The 18,451-nt window shown below is 49.7% G+C and carries 16 protein-coding genes and 1 pseudogene; all 17 read right to left on the bottom strand.

Going from position 1 to position 18,451, the window contains the following annotated elements; genetic code table 11:
* Complete coding sequence (gene fliD, locus BN3277_RS07950) at positions 1 to 1,458, bottom strand: flagellar filament capping protein FliD (RefSeq protein ID WP_059041707.1); 1,458 nt, start codon at positions 1,456 to 1,458, stop codon at positions 1 to 3.
* Positions 1,459 to 1,471: 13 nt separating this feature from the next.
* Complete coding sequence (locus tag BN3277_RS25980; protein WP_059041706.1) at positions 1,472 to 1,822, bottom strand: flagellar protein FlaG; 351 nt, start codon at positions 1,820 to 1,822, stop codon at positions 1,472 to 1,474.
* 150 nt (positions 1,823 to 1,972) lie between these two features.
* Positions 1,973 to 2,743, bottom strand: coding sequence for a flagellin N-terminal helical domain-containing protein (locus BN3277_RS07940; RefSeq protein ID WP_059041705.1), 771 nt, complete (start codon positions 2,741 to 2,743; stop codon positions 1,973 to 1,975).
* Positions 2,744 to 2,908: 165 nt separating this feature from the next.
* Positions 2,909 to 3,751 (bottom strand): beta-1,6-N-acetylglucosaminyltransferase, encoded by an 843-nt coding sequence (locus BN3277_RS07935; protein WP_059041704.1) that lies wholly within the window; start codon positions 3,749 to 3,751, stop codon positions 2,909 to 2,911.
* 27 nt (positions 3,752 to 3,778) lie between these two features.
* A complete protein-coding gene (gene csrA, locus BN3277_RS07930; protein ID WP_059041703.1) occupies positions 3,779 to 4,006 on the bottom strand; it encodes a carbon storage regulator CsrA in 228 nt (75 codons plus the stop codon).
* Positions 3,987 to 4,448 carry a flagellar assembly protein FliW gene (locus tag BN3277_RS07925; protein ID WP_059041702.1) on the bottom strand — a complete coding sequence of 154 codons (462 nt, stop codon included), beginning with the start codon at positions 4,446 to 4,448 and terminating at the stop codon, positions 3,987 to 3,989. Before BN3277_RS07925 ends, csrA begins: the two co-directional genes overlap by 20 nt.
* A 91-nt stretch (positions 4,449 to 4,539) precedes the next feature.
* Positions 4,540 to 5,436, bottom strand: coding sequence for a flagellar hook-associated protein FlgL (flgL, locus tag BN3277_RS07920; protein WP_059041701.1), 897 nt, complete (start codon positions 5,434 to 5,436; stop codon positions 4,540 to 4,542).
* Positions 5,437 to 5,502: 66 nt separating this feature from the next.
* Positions 5,503 to 7,059 (bottom strand): flagellar hook-associated protein FlgK, encoded by a 1,557-nt coding sequence (gene flgK, locus BN3277_RS07915; protein WP_059041700.1) that lies wholly within the window; start codon positions 7,057 to 7,059, stop codon positions 5,503 to 5,505.
* 24 nt (positions 7,060 to 7,083) lie between these two features.
* Positions 7,084 to 7,584, bottom strand: coding sequence for a flagellar protein FlgN (locus tag BN3277_RS07910; protein WP_059041699.1), 501 nt, complete (start codon positions 7,582 to 7,584; stop codon positions 7,084 to 7,086).
* 9 nt (positions 7,585 to 7,593) lie between these two features.
* Positions 7,594 to 7,881: a flagellar biosynthesis anti-sigma factor FlgM gene (flgM, locus tag BN3277_RS07905; protein ID WP_059041698.1), complete on the bottom strand. Its 288-nt coding sequence runs from the start codon at positions 7,879 to 7,881 to the stop codon at positions 7,594 to 7,596.
* Between the two features lie 129 nt (positions 7,882 to 8,010).
* Entirely contained in the window at positions 8,011 to 8,430 is a 420-nt protein-coding gene (locus BN3277_RS07900) for a TIGR03826 family flagellar region protein (protein WP_059041839.1), read from the bottom strand.
* Between the two features lie 115 nt (positions 8,431 to 8,545).
* Complete coding sequence (locus tag BN3277_RS07895) at positions 8,546 to 9,202, bottom strand: ComF family protein (RefSeq protein WP_148500998.1); 657 nt, start codon at positions 9,200 to 9,202, stop codon at positions 8,546 to 8,548.
* 541 nt (positions 9,203 to 9,743) lie between these two features.
* Positions 9,744 to 10,958: pseudogene (locus BN3277_RS07890) on the bottom strand (helicase-related protein); the annotation flags it as partial.
* Positions 10,959 to 12,344: 1,386 nt separating this feature from the next.
* Entirely contained in the window at positions 12,345 to 12,764 is a 420-nt protein-coding gene (locus tag BN3277_RS07880; RefSeq protein ID WP_059041694.1) for a hypothetical protein, read from the bottom strand.
* Between the two features lie 696 nt (positions 12,765 to 13,460).
* On the bottom strand, positions 13,461 to 14,189 hold the full coding sequence (locus BN3277_RS07870; protein ID WP_059041692.1) for a response regulator: 729 nt from the start codon (positions 14,187 to 14,189) through the stop codon (positions 13,461 to 13,463).
* Positions 14,182 to 15,354, bottom strand: a complete 1,173-nt coding sequence (locus BN3277_RS07865; RefSeq protein WP_059041691.1) for a sensor histidine kinase — start codon at positions 15,352 to 15,354, stop codon at positions 14,182 to 14,184. Before BN3277_RS07865 ends, BN3277_RS07870 begins: the two co-directional genes overlap by 8 nt.
* Before the next feature lie 47 nt (positions 15,355 to 15,401).
* The gene (locus BN3277_RS07860; protein ID WP_187380043.1) at positions 15,402 to 18,188 is read right to left on the bottom strand and encodes a stalk domain-containing protein; all 2,787 of its coding nucleotides are present in this window, start codon (positions 18,186 to 18,188) and stop codon (positions 15,402 to 15,404) included.
* Positions 18,189 to 18,451: the final 263 nt, after the last annotated feature.

The raw sequence follows: 18,451 nt of genomic DNA, 5'->3' as shown, positions 1-18,451 counted from the left end.
TTAGGAACTAAACAAACTACTGGATATGCTATTGTATTTATTCATGGCGGTTTCCATTGCGGTAAATTGCTGATAATAACGATTTTCGATCATCGTTAATCTTCGATTCATATCCGCAATGCGATCATCGTAATTTCTTAATTGCAATCCAAGTTCACTTTCCGGAAGGAAAGCAGTAGTTAAATCACTACTAAATTTAGATGTACCTGCACGGTCATATAGACTTTGAAGGGCCGCTGAATTAATTTTTTTGATGCGATTAAAAATACCGTCTTTGGAATTGTTAGTCACTGTGGCGCTAGAATCCGTTTGTCCAAATAAAGCATAAGCTCCATCTGGATTCGCTTCAATCGCTTCGCGTAACTTTGTTTCATCGATGTGAAGTTTGCCTTTTTCACTATACGAACCTGTAGTAATACCAAATTGGGCTAAATTAACCTTCGTTCCATTCGGTAGTGTAACATCAGCAAACAATGAAGTTCGCATATCACTAGTGGTCTTACTCAGGATCGAGTCATTTCGGAGCATACCGCTTTTAGCCTTCTCTTCCCAGAGCTTAATTTCGTCTTCCTTCATCGCTTCCTTCTGCTCACTTGTTAATGGCAGATATGTTCTATATCGTTCTTCACCTGTCTTTTTATTGAGCAACGCCAACGCTTCATTATAGGTATCAACAAAAGCTTTAATGGTCTCTACGACCTTGTCGACATCCTGCGCCACTTCAACCTGTGTCGATTGCCCATCAGGTGTCACACCAGTAAGTGTAAAATCAACCCCGTTCACTGAAAAGTGGTTCGAAGATTGCTTAGTTTCAATGCCATTAATTAGAACTGTCGCGTCTTTCCCTAAGGCTTGCCCAGAGGTTGAAAGCTTCGTATTAGCGCTTGTAAAGAAGTCAGAAGTGGCACCGAAGCTAATCGCAGCCCCGCCGGTCTTCTTACTAGTTAAAGACAAGCTTCCGGTTGCCGAATCAAAAACTGCGGTTACCCCGGCATCCTTATTACTATTAATTTTGGAAACTAATGAATCAATCGTATCATTGGCCGAAAAATCTATAGTTGCCGATCCAATTTGAAGACTAGTTTGGGTTCCGCTATAAATATCGGAAATTTTCGTGGCATTTGCTACTCCCTTAAAGATCACATTAGTAGCCGAAGCCAGATTCTTGACCTGAATGTTAAATACGGAATTTGTAGCCGCACCGGTTGCAGTAGCCGTCACAACAGACGCACCGCTGACAACCGCCTTCTTCGAATCGATCGCACTACTTAGACTTAAACTCGTCAATTTTTCATTAAAGCTAACCAGTTTCGTACTAACCTCTCTGTATCCTTCACGTTTCCATTCCGTTTGTTGCTTCTGCTGGTTCAGCTTATCCAAAGGAGCTCTTTCGGCCGTCATCAACTGCTTAACCATTGCATCAATATCTAATCCCGAAGCAAAACCGCTGATTCTCATAATACCCTCCTGTTCAAGCCTTCTTATCTATTATTAATCCATTAAGTTCCATCAAGTTCGCAGCAACATCCAGCAGTTTCTCCTGGGGAATTTCCCTGATTAAGTCCCCCGTATCCTTGTCAAAGACCTTAACCATAATCGTATGTGTCTCTTGGTGTATTGAGATTTTAAAGGACTTTTCCGGTCCCTGGACCGCTCTTATCATCTTTTCCAGCTGGTCAACAGCCTGTTGTTGTTCTTGTGAAAAGCTCGGTTGAATACCTAACGGGTTAGTGGCAGCATCACCCGAGGTTTCACTGTAGCTTTTGGCTATACCAGCATTGTTTCCGTAAACAGGTCCATTCCCTGATATTCTATTACTCACCGCTGCCCCTCCTCTTCATAAATTGGAACGGTCTAAAGTTGCGGATTCTCACTGTTGTTACAGATTATATCGGTATAATAGGGCCAGTTTTTAAGAGAAACAAAAAAAGAAGCCTTGATAAACAAGGCCTCTTTTTTAGATAACAGGTTATTAACGAAGTACGGACAATACGCCTTGTGGCGCGGAGTTGGCTTGTGCCAACATCGATTGAGAAGCTTGAAGCAAGATGTTGTTCTTCGACAAGGCCACCATTTCTTTAGCCATATCCGTATCGCGAATACGGGATTCTGCAGCCGTCAGGTTTTCTACAGTTGTACCGATGTTGTTCGAAGTGTACTCCAAACGGTTTTGAACAGCACCGAGTTTAGCGCGTTGCGTAGATACGTTTTTGATTGCAGTTTCAATAGAATCAAGGCTTGTTCCAGAGCCAAGACCGCTGAAACCGCTAGTCGAAATTGTACCAATCGTGATAGAACCGGAAGCTTTGTCATTGACCGTGATGGTAGCACCTTTAGTGATACTGATACCGTTGAAAGTAGTTTTCGTCATGATGTTATCGATTTGAGCACCCAGTTCTTTCAACTCTTCATCAATGTTCTTGGTATCTGTAGAGCTGTAAGTACCACTCTTCTTCTGAACGTTCAGTTCTTTCATACGAGTCAGCATGGAGCTAACTTCGTTCATCGCGCCTTCTGCCGTTTGTACGAAGGAGATCCCGTCTTGAGCGTTACGTTGAGCTTGCTCCAGACCGCGGATTTGACCGCGCATCGATTCGGAGATGGACAAACCTGCTGCATCGTCAGCTGCACGGTTGATGCGAAGACCGGAAGACAGTTTTTCCATGTTTTTGCTTGCTGCTGTTGTGTTCAGACCCAAGTTGCGGTGAGTGTTCAAAGCTGGTACGTTGTGGTTGATAATCATTGAAAGTTTCCTCCCTGAATTTAAATTAGCCCACGTCCATGTGGTGATTGGTTTAAGGGTCGGCCGCCCGTCTCAAACCTTTCTATGAATTATATCGGAAGTCCTAATTCAATATTTAATAGGACTTCAAATTTTTTTTGAATAAATTAGGCAAATTATAACTCGCTAGATGTGCAAAGACTTTTCGATCATTGCTAATATATTTTCATCCACTTCATCATCAAATTTCCTAGCAAAAAGAGCATCACTTTGAAATAAGGCTTGCAGATGTGTGGTATCGAAAATGATTGGGCGCTGAAAAACTTCTTCATATTGTTTCATTTGAAAATAACGATAATTAGCATTGATATGTGTATCCTTAAATTCACTGTTTAACAATAAGGTTTGAAAAAAGGCTTCATCCGGGATAAAGGTATACCTAAAATAATCCTGCATTTCGAAAGAAAGGTGCGAAGTAACACAGTAATTGGCAAACGAACGTGTGATCAGCTTCCACTGAGATCCATAATAGGGCACGATATGAGGTGCAAAATACTCCTCAAAAGGTTTACGTTCGCCCATATTCAGAACCGTTCCGCAGTCCTCTACTCGATAATAAGCTTGGGTCATTTTTTTCTGTACAGGATCCAAGTTTATCTCCCTAGCCATTAAATAATTCGCTTCTGAACCAGATAGAAATTGATCAATAATATTTTGCCTAGCTAGCGGGAAATCTTGTCCACTTAAATTGATGTAGTATTCCCAGCCCCGATCCCAACTTATTAGATAAGCCATTGCATCGAGTTCAGCCTGAACAAGTGACCAGCCCCCCCATGATAAATAACGTGAAGGAAGGATCCGAATATTGGGATTACTCTCACTTAGATTCCAAGCTAGTTCATGCACCTCTAGCGCTGCACCGGAATCAATATGAATCAGATACACATTCTCCTCTGTGTAAATTGCGTTAATTAACCTTAATAACAACGATGGCTTATGATGGGCCATGATAAAGTATGCAATTCTCATGTTATTCTGCCTCCATCTTTGATCCCACTACCGGTCTTCCCAACCCGCCAATTTCTGGAGAAGGGCGTTTCGATCATTTGAGGCTTCTTTATTGCTCTCCTGAATCGCAAGATAGATTTCCTTACGGTGAATCTCCACGTTTTTCGGAGCTTTTACTCCAACCTTCACAATGTCACCTTCGGTTTCCAGAATGATGATTTCGATCTTATCTGAAATCATGATGGACTCACCTTTTTTACGGCTCAATACTAGCACGAGGCTCATCCCCCTTTATTACAGCTGGTTTACTTTTCACCAAAGGGTGTTTCGTTGTATACCCGCTGTTTACTAATACCACTTGTTTTCCCAGCCGTTCCCTCGTATTTAACACGATAGGCGCCATTAAATTCGTAGTTACGCTGGAGAGCTCATCTCCCCAGGTGACGATCGTACAAACTCCAACCTCACTTTGATCTGTGAGTCTTAGTTCTTCTCGATCCGGAACCGTAAGCGCAAATTCATAATCCGAGAAAAAGGTAAATGGATTCGTAACAATAAACGCAAGTTCTTCATTCTCGAGGGATTGCAGCAGATTAAAATTTTCATCATGTTTAATAAACATATATTTAGTATATTGCTCAAATCCAGGAATTCCTTTATTGAATATAAACACCATCTCTTCGTCAAGATTTAAATCATTATGAGTTAATGCATTCATAACCTTTCAATTCCTCCTTGTACTAAAAAAGCCATGAACGATCAAGTTCATAGCTTCATTATAGACTCCATTTTCATAAGATACGATTTAGTTAATTAATAAAATCAACCAGTGTTGGTGTAATGATCTTGGCCCCCGCAGATAACGAAGCTTGATAAATATTGGACGAGACATTGGATTTAATCATAAGCTCTGCGATATCAGCGTCTTCGGTCTTAGACTGCAATTCAGTTAACCCCAAGTTTTCATTTACAAGACGCGACTGCATCAACTCAACACGGTTCGTACGTGCGCCTGTTTCAGCGTGTACCGACACCATCTTATTCAAACGTTTATCAATATTGTCTACTTCCTTGGCGATGTCAGGAAAACTACTGGTGCTCATCGCAGTTAGCATGCGATCAATAATGCTAAATACATTATCCGTTCCATCCTTTTCCCCAAAAAAGTCGTTCCCCGACGTATTAATTTGGAAGGTAACTCCTTGCCCCACCGTGTACTCGACTGCGCCGGTATCCGTCTCTGCCGCAGCTGGATCGTTAGAATCGTACGGTTTAATGTCATAGGTTTGTCCATTAAAAATAAACTTACCATTAATCTGAGTATTGCCTAAATCGGAAAGTTGCTTCTTTAATTCCTGAAACTCCGATGCAATACTGTTCAACGCACTTTGTGGATTGGTCCCTGTGCTAGCTTGCACGGCTAGCTCTTTCAAGCGGTTCATTACATCCTCCGCCTGAGACATCACCGAATCCGTTGTATCCAACCACCCCAAAGCTGTATTCACGTTACGGCTGTACTGGTCGTTGGCGGACAGCTCCGAACGGTAGCGGAGCGCATAGGTTACGCCGACGGGATCGTCGGAGGGTTTATTGATTTTGCGGCCGGTGGACAGCTGGTTTTGCTGCTCGGCCATTTTGTTTAGGTTGCGATTCAGGTTGCGAAGCACCTGGTTGCTCATCATATTGGATGTGACGCGTAGAGCCATTGATTCAACCTCCTTAGCTTGCGAAACAGGTTCGTTCTGAAACTTGTCAGAAAAAGTTTATATCCTTTAGCGTCCTACCACACCGGTGCCGTTAATCAGCTTGTTCAGCACTTCGTCAAATGTGGTCATAAAGCGCGCGGCTGCGGAATAAGCATGTTGGAACATCATCATGTTGGACATTTCTTCGTCAAGGGAGACGCCGCTGACGGATTGGCGTTTTGCGTTCACCTGGTCGGTCAGGACCAGAGCGTTATCAGCCTGCCGTTTGGCTTCATTGGCTTGTACACCAACTTGGCCTACGATCGCCTTGAAGTAGTCATCAATCGTGGACGTTGCCGTTTGGCCTCCGCCGAAAGTGAACTTCACATCCTTAAGGTCGGCCATGAGCAGCGTCAAGCCGTTGTTCCCTTTAACAACGGTTTCCGTGGTGCCGTTGCCTGTTGTTCTTAGCGAGGTCGCGATCAAGCTGGGATCGTCTAAGATCGCCTGGCTCATCGTGATATTGCCTGCCGTGATCGTCGTTCCACCGTCTTTGGCGGCAAAGAAATCGCCGCCGGCGACAGGGGTGCCGTCATTTGCACTGTAACCAAGCTTATGCAATGCGTTAATGCCTTTAATTGTCACGGTCAGGTCTGTAGTCAGTGTACGAGTAGGTCCCGAGAAGGTTTGATCCCCGATGACTGTACCTTCCGGTAAAATCGCTCCGGCTGGGATCGTGACCGTAATGTCTCCGTTAACCAGAGTATTAGCGAATTGATCCAGTTGATTCTGATAATCCCGCACATACGTGTCGCGGGAATAGATCATCCCGTAGATTTCACCGTTATTCAGCGTTCCTGCAGCATAGGCATTTTGCAGGTAATCCGCGGTTATTGGTGTCGGCGCCTCGCCTGCTACGAGCACTTGCCCGCCCATCGTAATCTGGTACCCTTCCGGAAGCTCGGTAACCTCGATATTTACGAGGTTGGACAGCTGATCTGTCAACAAATCCCGTTGGTCCCGGAGGTCGTTGGCCTTATCCCCCAAGCTTTCGATCCGGGTAATCTGCCGGTTCAAGTCCGCGATCGAAGAAAGGATCGAGTTCATATCGGAAGCATTAACCGTCACGTTGTTCGTCAAATCCGAATTCAAATCGCTGAGCTGCTTGCTGGTATGGTTTAATGCATCCGTCAGAGCAAGCGTTGTTTCCTTGACGATTTTGCGGTTCGTGATGTTCTCAGGGTCCTTACTTAAGTCGGACCAGGCTTTCCAGAAATTATTAACGAGCGCGCTAATCCCAGTATCGGACGGTTCGTTAATGATCGTTTGCAGCTTATCCAGCGTATCGTATTGAATATTCCACGCGCCTAGCGATTTGTTCTCATTTCGGAATTGCTCATCCAGGAACTGCTCCCGGATCCGTTCAACCGAAACAACTTCTACCCCGGTTCCCAATTGCCCCGGATTGACGGAGCGATTGACTCCGTAGGCTTCCAATGGCCGGGCCGCGCTCATTTTAACCGTTTGCCGGGAATAACCGTCCGTATTGGCATTGGCAATATTATGGCCGGTTGTATTTAAAGCCATCGTCTGCGTAAACAAGCTTCGCTTCGCGGTTTCGAGCGAATGGAATGTCGATGTCATAAGTTCCTCCTTGTCGGCTAACAGCTAAGCCCGGGCATCAAAAAATCCCGGTCCCTTGGAGCCTGTCGGTTTATCTGTCGGTGGGGCGTAGGTTGCTTCTTGCATTGGCGAAGCTCCTAACAACTCCACTGAATAATTAATGAATGCGAGCGACTGCTCGATCAACTTCTGATTTAAATCATTCATAAATTTGAGTTCGTTTAGCGTCTTGGATAACGACTCTTGGGTGTGCAGCAGGGCTTTTTTCTCCTCTGGATCAAACACAAGCCGGGCCAGTTCCGTAATGTTCAGGTTAAGCGCCGACTTGATCCCTTTCTCCTGCAAAAATGCCTGGCAAGCGGCAACCCGCTCCTCTTCCAGAGCGGCGATCCGCTTCAACACCCGTGACTCCTGATTCATGATTTGAATCAAGGAATCAATGTCATCCTTCATGACGGCTTCCTTCTTCGCCTGTCCCGACGCTAACATGGTTTGATGGACATCATCCAATTGATTCAAAACATCAATCAGCCGTTGTATCGCCATAGCCGCCTCCTATTTCTCGTTCAGAAAAGACTTAAAGTACGGAGCAAGCTTGTCGGCGATTTTGCCCGTTTCCACGTGATAGGTGCCTGAAGAGACCTGCGTCTTCAGCTCCTCAATCCGCTCAGCCCGCTCGGGGCTGATTCCGCCCTCCTGCGCCTTCAGCAGTTCCTTCGCTTCCGCCGAGATCGAAACTTCATCTTTGCGGCGAGCTTTGCTGTCTGTATCTTTACGTTGAGATTCAACCTGGCGTTGATAATTATTGATGGCTCCAACCCGTCCGGTTTCATTAATTTTCATGGGCTCCACCTTCCTTCCAAATAGAAAAAGCCGATAATCTTTACTAAGTTTATCGGCGGCACTGAAATTATTTTTAATAGCGAAGCATTGGTTGTTTAAGAATATTATGCCAAAGAATCAGGGTTTTAGTCATTTGGGACTACGGAATTTGTCGACAGCGCTATAGGCTCCACTGCCGGGTCGATCGTCCTGTCCCGGTCTCTTCGTAGATTCATCCCTGGCAGCTGCCGCAAGATCGCGGGTCAACCGGTTACGGCAAGAATCGCACATATTCCCGTCCCGAATCAGCACGCCGCACACCTCACAGGGATACATCATGTTCGGGTTATTGGCAACCGAAATGCGCCCCTCCTTGATGAACTTGGTGATTTGTCGGATAGAGACCCCCGTGCCTTCGGAAACGTCTTGAATCGTGGCCAGCTTCTCCTCACGCAAAAACTTTAAGCACTTTTCGTACTCTTCCTCGATTTCTTTTATGCAAGAAGGACAAATGTCTCTGAAATTGTTGGCAAACAATTTTCCGCAGCGTGGACAATTCGCAAGATTCAACCCCATGCTCTTACGTCCTTTCGTCAAATCTTCATTTGATGCTAGATTACCTTATTTGAGGGGGGTTCGTCTATATGTTTGTCAACAGAAATGCAGAAATTTGTAAGAATTTAGGTTAAGACCGCGCCCAGGTTAGACAAAAAATTTCCGCGCGTCTCCCCATTTGCTCGCAGAGCTCATGCAATACGCGGGAGCAAGCCTCAAGCGTGCTTCCCGTTGTGTAAACGTCATCGACCAGTAAGATCCGTACCGGCTCGGGGGTTGGATCGAGCAGGATTTGGGAAAAAGGTTCCGGTCTTCCTGCCCGTAAGGAAATTTTGCTTCGTTTCCGCTTTACCTCGTCCACGGCTGCCAATAGCTTCTCCGCCGCCAGGGCAGAGGGGCGAAACACATCGTGCAGATCGTGCAGGCGCTCCCAGCGAGTTTTGAAGCTTTGTTTCTCGGTGTGCCGGGAACGTTCCAGCAGATTTAACAGCGGGATCCGTCCCGCAGTCGCAGCACCATAAGCTAGTCGGGCCGCTTGATTGAACCCCCGCTCCTGCATGCGGTCGATGCTGACTGGAACGGAAGTTACGGCATGGAAACGATAGGGCGTCCCGCCTACTTTTCCGTTGCCGATAAAGTCTGCTTCTTCTAACTCCTTAGCCATTTGCCGGTAAGCCACTCCCGTCATTCGGGCTAGAATCGTACCATAAGCTTCATTGCCGCGGTATTTATATTGGGCAAGCCATTCACGCATCGCCGGGCTATAAGCCACAGCGCTTCGATTCATCACGAAGCTGCGTGGCGCTTGTCCCGTTCGGGTGCAGTCCGGGCACCCTACCTGACGGCCACAGACGCGGCAGCGGGGGCTTTTGATCCAAGGGATCGAGAGATAGCAGGATAAGCATATTTCCGGGTAGCCCCGTACGCGCTCGGATATCGTTTTGCCGCAGGTTAAGCATGGGATGGCGGGAGGCGCCAGCAATTGCTGCAACGGGGTTAACAAGCCGTTCCAAGAAAAGCTATTCCCTCCACTAAAACAGGAAGTGCTGGAGGACAAGGCGTTTGATGAGATATCATCCGCAGAAGGGAGCCCAATTGCCGTTAGTTCCACTTTTCCTGCTGAAATGGTCCGCACGGAGTGAAGGGGCCGTTTCGGAATAGGCCTACTCCATGCCGCAGCCTCCCCGTCCAATTGCCCCGAAAAAAATCTGTCACCGACAGGCCCATAGGGAGCTGTAAAGGGACTTCGACAAGGTTTGGCCCGGTGCCAATCTCGGCTTCGCGTCCGTGAACCGTCATTTGCAACTTGCTGGGATGACTTCATCATTTTATTGAACCTCCTTTACCTTTAAAAAACCGTTTTTATAAGCAGCGGCGTTCATCATCCGGATTTGGCGGATCGCGTCTCTCTGGGATCGGGTCCACGTTGGGGCGGCAAACACGACTTTTCCGTTGGGATCGTCCTTGGAACGGCCGGACCTCCCGGCCATTTGCACCAAAGAGGCCTCATCAAACAAGGCGCTGTCCGCGTCTACTATGTATACATCGCTTTTGGGCACGGTTACACCGCGCTCCAGAATCGTCGTCGTAATCAGCATTCGGATCCGTCCTTCCCGGAAAGCCAATACTTTCTCATTTCGGCCCGGATCGGTGGAGGAAGTCCCTTCTATTCGGATCCCTGGAAAATAGGAACGCAGGAGCTCCGTGAAGGCAGCAATCTGACGAATCCGTGTTACAAAAATAAAAATTTGCGCCCCTCGCTGCACCGACTGCCGGAGAGGACGAAGCAGTGCAGGCGGCAGGGAATGGCGGCGCAGGCAGAGTTCCACGCTGGCAGCTTTGATCCGATCCGGAACCGGTAGCGGACTGCCGTGATATCGCGCGGGAACTTTGGCGTGCGGCAGACGTCCGGCTCGGGTCTCTTTTTGTAAACGTAAGGGAGGTGTCGCGGAGAGAAAAATAAACCGGCCCTCCGGTTTACAGGCGGCCTCCGCCGCAAACCCCAGCATCGGGTCATTATGGTAGGGGAATGCATCCAGCTCGTCGATGACGACTAGATCAAACGCATGATGGAATCGCAACAGCTGGTGGGTGGTGGCCAAGATCAAACGAGCCTCCTCCCAGCGCTGCGGGCTCCCGCCATATAAGACGGCCATGGGCTCTTCGGGAAAAGCCCGGGCCACCCGCGGCGCTAACTCCAGCACAACGTCGCGCCGCGGTGTTGCGACCAGCACGCGGCCGCCTTGATCCAATGCGTAGCGCAGCAGCGGGAAGATCATCTCGGTTTTGCCAGCTCCGGTGACAGCCCAGAGTAAGAAACGAGGCGGTCGGGCCGAGCTCTCCTTCTGGCGCGAGAAGGAACGCCGCAAGGGCAGCGGAAGCGTGCGGTTTCCGCGGGCTGCGCCAGGTAAGGGAGCTTCCTGCGCATGCGCCAGGAAGCGCAGCGCCTGCCCCGCGCTTCCGCCAGGGGCGTGGCTTCGCCCCACGCCCCCGCTGCACGCCACGCGGATCCCTCGCTCCGTTTTTTCGCCTCGCCCCGCGCTTCCTCGGTCGCGGCTCCCCGCTCCACGAGTTTATCCCAAGCTCCCGTGGTGCCCAGACCCATGGCTACTCCCCGCGCTGTCGCGACCTGCCCCGTCACCAGATCGGCTGTCTTTGTCCCCAACCCCATCTCCATCTCCTTGTGCATCCCTCCCGAAACGCTCAACTCCATCTTTGTCCCCTCCTTTTCCATAAGCGACCGTCCCCATTCCGTCACTCGTCCCTCCAACAACAACCAACCCCGAAGCTTGCCCAGTAAAGCAGTCTCCTCCTGCGGCTCTCCCAGCTTAGTTGGCCTCGCCTCTGCCTGTAACTCCTCCTGTAATTCCCGCTTCAACCATTGATTCCATTCCCGCCCAGACCAACGATCCATCTCCCCCCGTGACTTGAACCAATCCCGAACCTCAACAGCCCAGCCGAACGGTAACCCGTCCGACAATAAATAGATGGCATACACCCCATCATCCAACCACCACATCAAATCAACCTTCAAATCCAAACTCACACGCAACCGCCAGCCTAACTTAGTTCGAATGGCATACAAACTCCCTCTCACAATTCCCACCACCCTCCTAATTTCTAGCAATGTTATCCATATTTCAACAATTTTCAGATAATTCCTCTTTTTCTGATATTTGTTTTTTTGATAAATGATTTCGCTCCGTTACTTCGACTTCTTTCACCAATTTCCACGTTCGTTTTGTCGCATATTGTCCGGGAAATAACGCCGATTGAGGTTCCCCCTCGCCCCATCATAGACATCGTCTTACGTAACGGACCGGAGAGGCCTTATATGCCGATTTCCCGGCTATTTCCCGAGCTAACGGACCCCACAGACCTTATTCGACTCAAAAGAAAGCTATCTAGCCAAGCAAGGTGCAAATAAGGCTCCTTAGGTCCGTTACGATCAGAGTTCTCACTCCCTTGGGCAAATAACGCCCCTGAGGTCCGTTAGCGATGCCCCTCTCCCACTCGAGGATTACACCAAAACTCTGAATACCTATGGTCCCTTCCAACATCCCTCCGTTATCGTCCGCTTTTCCATTCGCCTCCTCTCTCAACTTCTTCCCAGATTACCAGCATCTTTGGTTCTTTCCCTACTTTCCCTACTCTCTACTCTCTCTACTCTTTCTACTCTCCCTACTCTCACTACTCTCACTACTCTCTCACCATCACAACTGCCCCTTCCCCCTAATCAATCTTCACCTCCCGCCGCTCCCCCTCCCCGAAACGCAAAAAAGCACACTCCTCGGCTTCTCGCCATTAAGAGTGTGCTTCACACTTTATACCGCGCATCATTATGCGCCAGCTTGCTCATATGCTGTTGTCGTCCTTCCTGTATCAACTGCCATTCATCAGCTCCGGAACCCTCTGCTCCGGAAAGGGGCTTACACATGAACATATGGGATTTTGTCCGCCTCCCGCGGTACGCGAAGGTCAATGCAGACCGGCGCGTCACTGGCCAGCAAGGCCGCATGCGCTTCCACATCTTCCTGCCGAACCACCGCCAAGCCGATAACCGTGAGTTCCATCTCGCCTTGCGTTTCGAGCTTACGCATAATCGCCAGGGTGTCATCCTGCGAGCTCTCGTCAAGGACCGTCACCCGCAACGGTAAACCGCGCAGCCGCGCATACCAGGAAAGTGCCCGCAAGTACCACTCCATTTGATTCTCATGATTGCTCGTAACGAGAATATAATGAATCGCGCGATCCTTCCGTTTTCCCTGCCGATACAAACTGTGCAGTACATGCACCAGCGCAGCGGCCATTCCGTAGCTGAGCAGGATCCAGCCAACATAAGGAACCACCGTACCCACCTCCTAATTAGAGGTAGTTCAAAAAGTCATCTTCGGATCACGAAGCACTCCATGAAGGGCATTCGGCATCGAATCTTGAACTCACCCGGGACTTCCGTTGCTCACGTAGATCCATCTACGCTCCGCTACTCACTCCCTAGCTTCATTCAACCTTCTTGGTGCTCCAAACCTGACTTTTCGAACCCTCATCTTTAACGAGGTAGTTCAAAAAGTCATCTTCGGATCACGAAGCACTCCATGAAGGGCATTCGGCATCGAATCTTGAATTCACCCGGGACTTCCGTTGCTCACGTAGATCCATCTACGCTCCGCTACTCACTCCCTAGCTTCATTCAACCTTCTTGGTGCTCCAAACCTGACTTTTCGATCCCGAAGTAGATCTTCTTGAACCCTCCCTTATAGCGACAATATATGCCGCCGCGTAAAGGTCGGTTACTGGGCTCGCACGGAAGGAGCCGCGTTGCAAAGCACATCGACACGTAAGTCGGGATTCGCCAACTATGTATTTGGCTGGTGCCATTATCAGGGACGGGCGAAGGATACGCCAGCGGGGCACCCGCCTCTCTTTTCAAGATCATGAATAAAATGGTAATCCCAGACAGCAAAAAACTCTCTCCCCCTCATCCCGCGAAGCACTCCAATTACGGTCGCGGGACGTTATCCACAAAAGTATCCGAGATCGCTATCTTACAGGGTCACCCAGCCAAACTTAATCGCATTAATAACCGCTTGGGTCCGGTCGTCCACGTCCATTTTTTGCAAAATACTGCTGACATGGTTCTTCACCGTCTTCTCACTAATAAACAAATGCTCACCGATCATCTTGTTGCTGCGGCCTTCCGCCATCAAACGAAGCACCTCAGCTTCACGGCGGGTCAACGGATTATCGTCGCCAGCTACGAATTTCACGCCCGCTTCGCGGATCGCGGTATCCTCGGCAATCGCTCCGGTCTCGCTCAGGTATTCCATGCGGCGCAGCTGCTGGATCAATTTGCCCGTTACCTTCGGATGAATGAACGCATTCCCCTCGGCGACCGTCCGGATCGCGTTGATCAGGGATTCCGCTTCCATATCCTTCAGCAGATAACCCGTAGCACCTTTGCGCAGCGTCTCAAAAACATAACTTTCATCATCATGAATCGATAAGATAATGACCTTTACATCAGGCAACGCCTCGCGTAGCTCCGCCGTAGCGTCCACACCGTTAAGCAGTGGCATGTTGATATCCATCAGTACGATTTCCGGATGAAGCTGCAAGCAGCTTTCCAGCACCTGGGTGCCGTCCCCGCATTCGCCAACGACCTCGATATCTTCCTCCATATTCAAAATCCGCTTCAGACCCTCACGAAATAACTGATGATCATCCGCCAAGAGAACTTTAATCACTTGTCTGGTTCCGCTAGTAAGACTATCCATCCTGGTACTCCTTTCTCTTATCTGAGTTGGTTGGGATATGAATGATGATTTTTGTGCCCAAGTTGGCCGCCGATTCGATTTCCATCCGACCTTCGAGGAGCTCCACTCTCTCCCGCATGCCAATCAAGCCAAAGTGCGTATGCTCTTTCGTTTTCTGCTCTAATTGCTCCACCTTGAAGCCCAGCCCGTTGTCCGTCACCACAATGCGGATCATTTGCGCCTGGTACGTAATTTCCACGCCGACATAAGTCGGAAAAGCATGCTTCGCCGCATTCGTCAGCGCTTCTTGGACCAGTCGGAAAATCGCCGCCTCCATCGGAGAGGACATTCGGTGCTCCTTGCCCCGGGTTTCGAAGGTTGCCCTGATTTTCGTTTTCTCTTCATAGTCATGCACATACTTGCGCAGTGTCGGAATCAACCCGAGATCATCCAACGCCATCGGACGCAGATTGAAAATGACCTTCCGCATCTCTTCCAAACTCGAGCGAACCTGCGCTTTTAAATCTACTATTTCGTCCTGCACTAGCTTAAATTCCTGCTTAGCAAGCATTCTTTCTACAATTTCCGTCCTTAGCACTAGATTCGCCAGCAGCTGGGCAGGACCATCGTGAATCTCCCGGGAAATGCGCTTTCGTTCCTCTTCCTGGGCCAAAATAATCTTTAATCCGATCAGCTGACGATTCTTCGCCGACTCCAAAATTCGGGTCACTTGTCCTAATTCACCGGAAAAATACTCCAACACGACGCTCATCTGCGAGCTGATCGTTTCGGCACGCTCCACCGACTTCTCCACATTGCGAGCGCGCTTCTGCAGCTCGTCCCGGCGGGCCTTCAGATACATCTCTTTCTCGCGATAAATGAGCAGGTCGAGCTGGAGTTGGGTTGCTTTTTCATAGGCTTGTTTGATGTCTTCTTCGGTATAACGCACGAAGTCCCGGCTGACTTCCGTCAGCCGGATGCGGGATTTCCGGTAGTTTACCTCGAGCTGGTCGACCTTCTCCACCGTTTCCGCCGTTTCCTTCATGACATTCTGCAGTTCATTACTAAGCGTCTTCAGCTCATTGCGGGCCGAATCTAGGATCTCAAGAATCTGCAGCTTGCTATTTTCCAATACGCTTACAGCATTATTAATAACGCGATCTATGGCATCCGCTTGAAAATCCACGCAATCCTTCTCCGTTTCTTAGTCCGTATAGTCCCAGACTAATCATATCATGATTCGAGGGTAATGGATTTGGTTTTCTTCTCCCAATTTACGCCAATTCCAAGCTGTTCAGAGACCAAACGTAATGGGACTAAAGTCCTTCCGTTCACAATAATTGGAGATACATCGGCTTTGGAAGAAACTCCGTTAAGCAAAAATGCCTTCTGTCCAACCGTCAGTTCCAGGATCGTAGCCCCGCGCGTCACCGTGATTTTCTTGGCGGCACCGTTCCATGCGGCATTCCCGCCAAACACGTCCAACACATATTTGATAGGCACGTACGTCGTGTTATCTTTGAGTAACGGCGCAACTTCCAGGTTTTGCTTCTTGCCGTTAACTGTCATCGACTTCTGACCCAATACCATCACCGCAGTTGCGCTTGGGAAGTCCGGGTTGGCGCCACCGGCAGCGGGAGCCGTAAACCGTACGTTGTCAAAAGATACGCTGCCCGTCAACGCCCGTTCATCCTGACCTTCTTCTACGTTAACAACGTAGAGCCGCTTCAGCTTGGCCGGGTACTTGATGTTGCTAGCCGTCAGATCAGCCGTGAGCGTCTTCCAGCCGGTGAAGTCCATCGGCCGTGCCAGGTCAATGTACACTGGCTTACCGTCGGCGTCAGACAACTCAGCCCGTACCCAGTTCAGACTGGCATCGCCCAACACATCAACCGTTAAGGTTGTTGCGTTATCCGGAATCGCTCGGCCGGTCGTCCCGTTGATTTGTGCATAAGCAAACTTACCGCCACTTCCGCCCGTCAGGTCGTAGTCCAGCTTCAACACTTTGGAATTGGCGTGTTCGCCGGTGCCTTGCACAATAGCAACCGTTCCTTGGGCTTCCGCCGGCAATCCGGTGAAGGAGATCGGGTAAGCTGTATTTTCGAAGCTCTCCCAGATGGTTTCCGTCGAAGCCGACAGCACAACCGGCGTTCCGGTGAAGCCGTCATAGGTTGGCGTAGCATACGCAAACTTCGCACCGTTGTTGACGGATTGCACCGTCAGTACGCCTCCTTGCACGCTGGCCTTCATCCCACTGAACGTCCATTTGACCGATTCGGCTGGAACGTCCACGGTGCGACCGTCCTTCAGCTTGGCGGACACGGCTACCGTAACGCTGGTTCCCGCTTCCAGCGGTGCAAACGTTGTTCCCGCCGTCAAGCTTTCCAGATCGGTTCCGCCCAGCACCTTCACGTCCATGCTAGTTTTTGCTTGACCGCTGGAGGCTGTGATTTTGGCGGTCCCCGCCTTCACACCTTTAAATCCGTTGTTGGTCCAAACGACGTTGCCGTTGCTGGCTTGCCAGGAAGCTTGAATGCCGCTCGTATCGATCGGGTTGTAGTACGTATCGTATCCTTTTAAGCTGTACGGCAAGGTTTGGCCGATGAATAACGTAGAAGAGCCGCTGACTTTAAGTCCAAGCAGCGTACCTTGCGGTGCCGTCGTAAAGACGCCAAGCCCGTTGGCCACCGCACGTTGCCCCGCCGACCCGTTGGACGTCGTAAACGTCAGCTGCGCCGAGGTTTCCGCCAGCGGACGCGTTACCATCGTCGTCGAGCCGCCGCCGTCCAGGTTCAAGCCTTTCCAGACACCGATCCCCGTCATAAAAGCTTGCAGCTCCTTCAGAGTGAGGCCGGTGCTGTTGCTATTTTTCTCCGCGGTAATGATATATGCCGTTTTACCGTCCTTGGAATATCCCACCGCCGTCCGCGCAACGGCGCTGCCTCCGCTAATGGAGGTCGTTGAACGGGTAAACGCCGATGCTTGGCCTTGGTCAACCAGCAGCGTGTGTCCGCCGATCATCACTTTTAGATCCGCCGGGTTCACGATCTGCCCGTCCGTCAAAGAGCGCAGCTCATAGATGGCATCCACGCGCTGACCCACCTGCAAGTGAGTCGCCACATAATCGGCCGCCGTCCCATGCGCACGCAAAATAAATCCATCCGCCGGCACCGGTCCCGGAATCGCCGCTTTGATGGAAACCTGCGTAATCACGCCGCCTTGCACCAGAACCTCGGTTGGCGTTGTCGAGCTGGCCGCCGGCCGCTCCTCCGCCTTCCAGGCGCTGGTATAAATAAACATGTTGTTCACGTGGCTGTAAGCTTTCTCCGGCTCCGTCATATAGGATTCCTGATTGATCCCGGTGAGCGGGAACGTCGAGCCGTCCTCAGCAAAAACCGTCCCGTTGAAGCCAAACCGATCGATCAGCGGGGTCCCGTCATTCCGTACAGCAAAGGCATACATCCCCTGCAGCTGCGCCGGGCTGGTGACCAAGGTACCTTTGCTGACAGCAGCTCCCATCGGCACGCCTTGGCCGCCTGTCGCAAAGAAGTCGCCGTTTACGCCAGCGACAGCACCGGTTTCCTTAGCCATACCTTCAACGCTTTGTCTTGTCGTTACTTGTCCCCCTTTGCCGGTCATCACATCCAACTGGACGTAAGGATTCGTCAAATCCACCTCAATCACATCGGTTAGCACCTTCACCGGCTTGCCCGATCGAGTGACGGTGTACTCATACTTGACGAGCTTAGCCCCGGACGTGATCATCTCTTCGCCAAGCTTAACGGTTTGGCTTGCTGCCGCTGCCGCGGTTAAAGCCGGTCCCGCGATCGGTCCTACCCCAATCACAGGCTGAATCCATATCAATCCCGCCAACGTGACGAGCGCAATTCGCTTCCCGCTCTTTACCACCAGGTGGGCCAATTTTGAGTTTTGACGTGCGACAACTTCCCTATCCGATTCCGCTTGATGTCTTCCGGTATCCTCTCGTCTGACTACCATTTTGTTCGACAACTCTCCCATCTTTTGTGCTTCTAACGTGCTTCTATTAAAGCTAGCCTCTTATTAATAGACTACTTTGAAGCGGAAAAGTTACGAAAAATAGCAAGATTGTTGAAGGAATGTATTGAATCGTTGAAACTCGGAGGATGTTGCGTGTGGGTAATGTGGATATTGGGGATAAAACTTGTGGAAAACTGGGATAACTTTTTTTTGCAAGTCCCAATCAATGGGCTCGACGCTTGTGGATAATGTGAATTTCGTGGATAACTTGTGGGCAAAAAGAA

This window comes from Paenibacillus rubinfantis (genome assembly GCF_001486505.1).
In the GTDB taxonomy this organism is placed as follows: Bacteria; Bacillota; Bacilli; order Paenibacillales; family Paenibacillaceae; genus Fontibacillus; species Fontibacillus rubinfantis.
Note: the sequence above shows the minus strand (reverse complement) of the source record. Positions and strands in the feature narration are given on the sequence as shown.

Bases quoted from the DNA above. Each gene is read 5' to 3' on its own strand.
- fliD (WP_059041707.1), bottom strand. From the start codon at position 1,458: ATGAGAATCAGCGGTTTTGCTTCGGGATTAGATATTGATGCAATGGTT.
- BN3277_RS07910 (WP_059041699.1), bottom strand. From the start codon at position 7,584: ATGGCGATACAACGGCTGATTGATGTTTTGAATCAATTGGATGATGTC.
- BN3277_RS07870 (WP_059041692.1), bottom strand. From the start codon at position 14,189: ATGGATAGTCTTACTAGCGGAACCAGACAAGTGATTAAAGTTCTCTTG.
- BN3277_RS07860 (WP_187380043.1), bottom strand. From the start codon at position 18,188: ATGGGAGAGTTGTCGAACAAAATGGTAGTCAGACGAGAGGATACCGGA.
- flgL (WP_059041701.1), bottom strand. From the start codon at position 5,436: ATGGCTCTACGCGTCACATCCAATATGATGAGCAACCAGGTGCTTCGC.
- flgM (WP_059041698.1), bottom strand. From the start codon at position 7,881: ATGAAAATTAATGAAACCGGACGGGTTGGAGCCATCAATAATTATCAA.
- BN3277_RS07895 (WP_148500998.1), bottom strand. From the start codon at position 9,202: ATGAATCGAAGCGCTGTGGCTTATAGCCCGGCGATGCGTGAATGGCTT.
- BN3277_RS07935 (WP_059041704.1), bottom strand. From the start codon at position 3,751: ATGAGAATTGCATACTTTATCATGGCCCATCATAAGCCATCGTTGTTA.
- BN3277_RS07940 (WP_059041705.1), bottom strand. From the start codon at position 2,743: ATGATTATCAACCACAACGTACCAGCTTTGAACACTCACCGCAACTTG.
- BN3277_RS07925 (WP_059041702.1), bottom strand. From the start codon at position 4,448: ATGAATGCATTAACTCATAATGATTTAAATCTTGACGAAGAGATGGTG.
- flgK (WP_059041700.1), bottom strand. From the start codon at position 7,059: ATGACATCGACATTCCATTCGCTCGAAACCGCGAAGCGAAGCTTGTTT.